The organism is Mycobacterium sp. E2699 (assembly GCF_001666745.1).
In the GTDB taxonomy this organism is placed as follows: domain Bacteria; phylum Actinomycetota; class Actinomycetes; order Mycobacteriales; family Mycobacteriaceae; genus Mycobacterium.
Genome location: NZ_LZJH01000109.1, coordinates 21,757 through 27,970 on the forward strand (window position 1 = coordinate 21,757; position 6,214 = coordinate 27,970).

General features: G+C 69.3%; 7 protein-coding genes. 4 read left to right on the forward strand and 3 right to left on the reverse strand.

Annotated elements, in window-relative coordinates:
- Window positions 1-92: 92 nt before the first annotated feature.
- Window positions 93-587 carry a cupin domain-containing protein gene (locus A5696_RS20170; protein ID WP_067882783.1) on the reverse strand — a complete coding sequence of 165 codons (495 nt, stop codon included), beginning with the start codon at window positions 585-587 and terminating at the stop codon, window positions 93-95.
- A 30-nt stretch (window positions 588-617) separates the two neighbouring features.
- Here A5696_RS20170 and A5696_RS20175 point away from each other — a divergent pair, with 30 nt between their 5' ends.
- Window positions 618-1,313 carry a M24 family metallopeptidase gene (locus tag A5696_RS20175; RefSeq protein WP_067882784.1) on the forward strand — a complete coding sequence of 232 codons (696 nt, stop codon included), beginning with the start codon at window positions 618-620 and terminating at the stop codon, window positions 1,311-1,313.
- An 18-nt stretch (window positions 1,314-1,331) separates the two neighbouring features.
- Here the strand turns inward: A5696_RS20175 and A5696_RS20180 are convergent, their stop codons facing one another.
- Window positions 1,332-2,246, reverse strand: coding sequence for an SDR family NAD(P)-dependent oxidoreductase (locus A5696_RS20180; protein WP_067882785.1), 915 nt, complete (start codon window positions 2,244-2,246; stop codon window positions 1,332-1,334).
- A gap of 104 nt (window positions 2,247-2,350) precedes the next feature.
- On the opposite strand from A5696_RS20180, the gene A5696_RS20185 reads away from it, so the two are divergent.
- The 3 genes from A5696_RS20185 (at window position 2,351) to A5696_RS20195 (ending at window position 5,731) form a co-directional block, all read left to right on the forward strand.
- Window positions 2,351-2,917 carry a TetR/AcrR family transcriptional regulator gene (locus A5696_RS20185; RefSeq protein ID WP_067882789.1) on the forward strand — a complete coding sequence of 189 codons (567 nt, stop codon included), beginning with the start codon at window positions 2,351-2,353 and terminating at the stop codon, window positions 2,915-2,917.
- Between the two features lie 197 nt (window positions 2,918-3,114).
- Window positions 3,115-4,740: a chaperonin GroEL gene (gene groL / locus A5696_RS20190; protein ID WP_067882786.1), complete on the forward strand. Its 1,626-nt coding sequence runs from the start codon at window positions 3,115-3,117 to the stop codon at window positions 4,738-4,740.
- A 151-nt stretch (window positions 4,741-4,891) separates the two neighbouring features.
- Window positions 4,892-5,731, forward strand: a complete 840-nt coding sequence (locus A5696_RS20195) for a DUF559 domain-containing protein (RefSeq protein ID WP_067882787.1) — start codon at window positions 4,892-4,894, stop codon at window positions 5,729-5,731.
- A 39-nt stretch (window positions 5,732-5,770) separates the two neighbouring features.
- Here the strand turns inward: A5696_RS20195 and A5696_RS20200 are convergent, their stop codons facing one another.
- Window positions 5,771-6,160, reverse strand: coding sequence for a hypothetical protein (locus A5696_RS20200; protein ID WP_067882788.1), 390 nt, complete (start codon window positions 6,158-6,160; stop codon window positions 5,771-5,773).
- Window positions 6,161-6,214: the final 54 nt, after the last annotated feature.

The following is a 6,214-nucleotide window of genomic DNA, read 5'->3' on the forward strand; positions in this document are numbered from 1 at the left end:
CCGCTTCGACCTCACCTGCACGGCCAAACCCTACGAGCACCGTGCGTCCCGTCGGCGCCCGGCACCGAGAGTTTGCCCACCATTAACTCGGCCTACCGGATCCAGTGGTTGTCGTGGCGGATGAACCAGTCGCGGCGTTCGTCGTCGGTCATGTCGGCCAGCGCCCCGAAGCCCTCGAAGTAGGCCTCGCGCGGCGCCCCGGGGGCGAACAGCATCAGCACGGACGCCGACTGCTCCGCCTCGTTGCGGAACCCGTGCACGCCGCCGGGCGGGACGTACAGGAAGTCGCCCGGATGCCCGTCGACCCACTCCTTGCCGTCGTAGAGCTTCATCGTCCCGGACAGCACGAAGAACGCCTCGGACATGGCCCGGTGGAAGTGGGCGGGGGGCCCGCCGCCGGCCGGGCCGATGTCGACCCGGTACAGGCCGTAATCGCCGTCGGTGGCCTGCTGGTTCGCCAGGTAGTGGTACTTGGTCCCGAACGTCTCGTAGTCGGGCGGTTCGTCGGCGCGCTTGAGCCACGCGCTGACCTCCGGCTCGTCCTTGGTGTAGCGGGGCGGCGGGTAGGGCGGAACGGCGAGGGACATGTTTTCAGCCTGCCAGTTAGCATCGCTGGCGTGGGGGCTGCCGACGAACAACTGCGGGTAGCACGGCTTCTCGACGCCCAGGTCAAGGCCGAACGACTGTTCGACGAGATCGAAAGGCGCGGCATGATCCGCCCGGGTGTCGGCGAACAGGCGTTGTCCGGCGAGATCGCCCGCCTCGCCACCGACATGTTCGGGGTGACCCGGCACTGGCATCGCCGGATCGTGCGGGCCGGGGAGAACACGCTGCAGCCCTTCAAGGAACACCCGCCGGACCGCGCGATCGCCGAGGACGACATCGTCTACCTCGATCTGGGACCGATCTTCGGGGAGTGGGAGGCCGACGTCGGACGCACGTTCGTGCTGGGCGACGATCCGCACAAGACCGCCCTCCGCGACGCGCTGGCGCGGGTGTGGGCGGCCGGGCGCGGCCATTTCGACGACCACCCCGACGTCACGGGCGCCCAGTTGTTCGACCACGTCGTCGATGTGGCCCGCGCCGAGGGCTTCGAGTGGGGCAGCCACATCGCCGGCCACCTGGTGGGGGAGTTTCCGCACAAGAAGATCGCCGGTGACGGGGTCGAGTGGTACATCATGCCCGGCTCCGACAAACCGATGCGGCGCAGCGACCCGACCGGCCACGTCTGCCACTGGATCCTCGAAGTCCACCTGGTCGATCGCGTCCGCGGCTTCGGCGGCTTCTATGAGCAGCTGCTCGACCTGCCTTAGCCGGTCGGGGCCCACCGGTCAGTCGACGGGATAGACCACCCCGGTGAGCTCCTCGGACACCGCCCACAGCTGGCGCTGCAGCTCGGCGTCGTGCGACTTCGCGCTGGACGAGACCAGCTTCGGGTAGCCGCGGGTCTCGGCGAAGCCGTCCGGCCCGTAGTACTGGCCGCCGAGGACCCCGGGGTCGGTGGCGGCGCGCAGCGTCGGGAGCGCGCCCATCGCCGCGTCCTGCGCGATCACGTTGAAGAACACGTTGACCAGCGGCCGGAACGCCCTGGGCGTGTAGCGGCCCAACTCGGTGTTCGACCCGCCGGGGTGGGCGGCGGCGGCGATGGTCGTGCCGTGCGGGGCGAGCCTGCGCTGCAGTTCGTAGGTGAACAGCAGGTTGGCGAGCTTGGCCTGCCCGTACGCCGCAACGCGGTTGTAGCGGCGCTCCCACTGCAGGTCGTCGAAGTGGATGTCGGCCAGGATGCGGTGGCCCATGCTGCTCACGGTCACGACCCGCGAACCGGGGGCCGGCAGCAGCCGGTCCAACAGCAGGCCGGTCAGCGCGAAGTGGCCCAAATGGTTGGTGCCGAACTGCATTTCGAAGCCGTCTTTGGTGGTCTCCTTCGGCGTGTACATGACGCCGGCGTTGTTGATCAACAGGTCGATTCGGTCGTAGGCGGACCTGAGCTGGTCGGCGGCGGCGCGCACGGAGTCCAGTGACGTCAGGTCGAGCTCGGCCAGCACCACGTCGGCGCCGGGGCTCTGGGCGGTGATCCGGGCGGCGGCGTCCTTGCCCTTGTCGAGGTTGCGCACCGCCAGCACGACGCGCGCGCCGTGACCGGCGAGCGCGGCGGCGGTCTCGTAGCCGAGGCCGGTGTTGGCCCCGGTGATGACGGCGACGCGACCGCTCTGGTCGGGAATGTCGGCGGCGGTCCACTTGGCCATGGCAGGCTCCTTGAACTAGTAGAGTAAACGGGGCGAGCGCTCCGGTTGATGGTACACTATACGGAACGCACGCCCCGTTTTGTCAACTCATGGGTGGTGAACAGATGGCGCAACCGGCACGGCCGTTGCGCGCCGACGCGGCGCGCAACCGCGCGCGGGTGCTGGACGTCGCCTACGAGACCTTCGCGGCCGACGGCCTGGCGGTGCCGATCGACGAGATCGCCCGCCGCGCCGGCGTCGGGGCCGGCACCGTCTACCGGCACTTCCCGACCAAGGAGGCGCTGTTTGCGGCCGTGATCGAAAACCGCATGCGGCGCCTCGTCGACGACGGCCGCGCCCTGCTGGAAACCGAGGGGGCCGGCGAGGCGCTTTTCGTCTTCCTGCGCTCGATGGTGCTGCAGTGGGGTGCGGCGGACCGCGGCCTGGTCGACGCGCTGGCCGGGCTGGGGATCGACATCGCCTGCGCCGCGCCCGCGGCCGAGGACGCGTTCAAGGCCACGCTCGCCGAACTGCTGCGTGCCGCGCAGGACGCGGGCACGGCGCGACGGGACGTCCAGATGGCCGATCTCAAGGCGATACTCGTCGGATGCCAGGCCATGCAGGCCTATGACTCGGCGCTGGCCGAGCGGGCGACCGACGTCGTCATCGACGGATTACGCGCTGCGCGATAACCTCCGCCCGTTCTTGCACTCGGCATAGGCGAGTGCTAAGAATGACGTTGGCACTCGCGACTGGCGAGTGCTAGGTCGGGACGGTGAGACCAGCTTGGTCGTCCGTCGCGGGCACTGCACCCGGCCAGCGTAAGTAATGGGGTTGTCGCCACCCGGCGGCCCCAGTTTCATTCCCGATCCGGAGGAATCACTTCGCAATGGCCAAGACAATTGCGTACGACGAAGAGGCCCGTCGCGGCCTCGAGCGGGGCCTCAATGCCCTCGCCGACGCGGTAAAGGTGACGTTGGGTCCCAAGGGCCGCAACGTCGTACTGGAGAAGAAATGGGGCGCCCCCACGATCACCAACGATGGTGTGTCCATCGCCAAGGAGATCGAGCTGGAGGACCCGTACGAGAAGATCGGCGCCGAGCTGGTCAAGGAAGTCGCCAAGAAGACCGACGACGTCGCCGGTGACGGCACGACGACGGCCACGGTGCTGGCACAGGCGCTGGTGCGCGAGGGCCTGCGCAACGTCGCGGCCGGCGCCAACCCGCTGGGCCTCAAGCGCGGCATCGAGAAGGCCGTCGAGAAGGTCACCGAGACCCTGCTGAAGTCGGCCAAGGAGGTCGAGACCAAGGACCAGATCGCGGCCACCGCCGCGATTTCCGCGGGCGACCAGTCGATCGGCGACCTGATCGCCGAGGCGATGGACAAGGTCGGCAACGAGGGCGTCATCACCGTCGAGGAGTCCAACACCTTCGGCCTGCAGCTCGAGCTCACCGAGGGCATGCGGTTCGACAAGGGCTACATCTCGGGCTACTTCGTCACCGACGCCGAGCGTCAGGAAGCGGTCCTGGAGGACCCCTACATCCTGCTGGTCAGCTCCAAGGTGTCGACGGTCAAGGACCTGCTGCCGCTGCTGGAGAAGGTCATCCAGGCCGGCAAGCCGCTGCTGATCATCGCCGAGGACGTCGAGGGCGAGGCCTTGAGCACCCTGGTCGTCAACAAGATCCGCGGCACGTTCAAGTCGGTGGCGGTCAAGGCCCCCGGCTTCGGCGACCGCCGCAAGGCGATGCTGCAGGACATGGCGATCCTCACCGGCGGTCAGGTGATCAGCGAGGAGGTCGGCCTGTCGCTGGAGAGCGCCGACGTCGCGCTGCTCGGCAAGGCCCGCAAGGTCGTCGTCACCAAGGACGAGACCACCATCGTCGAGGGCGCCGGTGACTCCGACGCCATCGCCGGCCGGGTGGCCCAGATCCGCCAGGAGATCGAGAACAGCGACTCCGACTACGACCGCGAGAAGCTGCAGGAGCGCCTGGCCAAGCTGGCCGGCGGTGTTGCGGTGATCAAGGCCGGCGCGGCCACCGAGGTCGAGCTCAAGGAGCGCAAGCACCGCATCGAGGACGCGGTCCGCAACGCCAAGGCGGCCGTCGAGGAGGGCATCGTCGCCGGCGGTGGCGTGGCCCTGCTGCACGCCTCGCCGTCGCTGGACGAGCTGAAGCTCACCGGCGACGAGGCGACCGGCGCCAACATCGTGCGCGTCGCGCTCGAGGCCCCGCTGAAGCAGATCGCCTTCAACTCCGGGCTCGAGCCCGGCGTTGTGGCCGAGAAGGTCCGCAACTCGCCCGCCGGTACCGGCCTGAACGCCGCGACCGGTGAGTACGAGGACCTGCTCAAGGCCGGCGTCGCCGACCCGGTCAAGGTCACCCGCTCGGCGCTGCAGAACGCGGCGTCCATTGCCGGGCTGTTCCTGACGACCGAGGCCGTCGTCGCCGACAAGCCGGAGAAGGCGGCCGCTCCCGCGGGCGACCCGACCGGCGGCATGGGCGGCATGGACTTCTAGGTCCTCAGCAACGAAAAAGCCCGGTTCCCTTGGGGGCCGGGCTTTTTCGTGCGCCGAACGTGGGGCCCAGGTACGTTCACACACCGAAATTCGTCCACAGGCCCCACCTTCGGCGCATACGTGGCTCAGCGGTGACGGCGAGTATGCCCGCATGCAGCCCTTCCTCGGTAGCCGTGCACTCGCCACCGGCACCGTCACCCGCAGTCAATTGCGCACCCGGTATCGGGCGGTCTTCCGCGACGTCTACATACCCAACGATGTTGAACTCACCGCCTGCGCGAAGGCGCGCGCCGCGTGGCTGTCGACCGGTGCGGTGCTGTGCGGCCAGTCCGCCGCCGCGGCGCTGGGCACGAAGTGCCTGGGCGTGGCCGCACCCGCGGAGGTCGTGCGGGCGGACCGGCGCGGCCAGCCGGGCATCATCGCCCACAGCTACAAGCTGGCCGAGGACGAGGTCCGCACGGTCGCGGGCATGCGGGTGACGAGCGCGGCCCGCACCGCCTTCGACCTGGGCCGCTCGCTGCCCGCGGCTAGGGCGGTGCCGATCCTCGACGGCCTGTTCAACGCGACCGGCATCAAATCGACGGACGCCGTGGCGGTGGCCGATCGGCACCCGGGCGCCCGCGGCGTGCGGCGGCTGCGGGCCGCGCTGGAGCTGGCCGACGGCGGAGCGGAGTCACCGCAGGAGACGCGGGTGCGGCTGCTTCTGGTAAGCGCCGGACTTCCCAAGCCGGAGACCCAGATCGAGTTTCGCGACCTGCGCATCCGGGTCGACATGGGGTGGCGCGAGTGGAAGGTCGCCGTCGAGTACGACGGAGTCCAGCACTGGAACGACCGATATCAGCGATCCTGGGACATCGAGCGGATAGCGCTGCTGGAAGCGGCCGGCTGGTGCGTGATCAGGGTCAGCGCCGAGATGCTGTCTCGGCCGGTCGTGATCGTGGAGCGGGTGAAGGCGAAGCTCATCGAACGTGGGGCCTATGGACGAATGTGAGGCGATTTTTGTGCGTGGGCCCCACGTTCGGCGCGAAACTCACAGCGAGAACACCACGCAGTCGTGCAGGCAACCCCTGGCCGCGCTGGGGGAGTCGGCCTCGCGGTGCAGCAGCGCGCGGGTGGGCACCACGCCCAGCCGGACCGTCTCGTCGGCTCCCTCTGTCACCTCGGCCGTGCCGTCGACGATCAGCGAGTAGCCGCCGGGCTCGCGCGGGGGCCACAGCAGGGTGACGTCGCCGCGCCGGGCCAAATTCTCGCGCGTGTGGCCGCCGATGAGGCCGACGTCGAGGGCGGTCTCCCGCAACCGCGGCTCGACGGTCACGGTGTGGGCGCGATAGTCGTCGCCGACCGTGATCAGGTACGCAAACGGAAAGTCCGGGAGGGCGGCGGCGAGCCGCTCGAAATCCACCTTCTTCTTCGTGCGCATGGTTTCAGGGTAGGCCGCTAATCAGGCAGGACCGGCTCCCCGATGCCGGGGCCG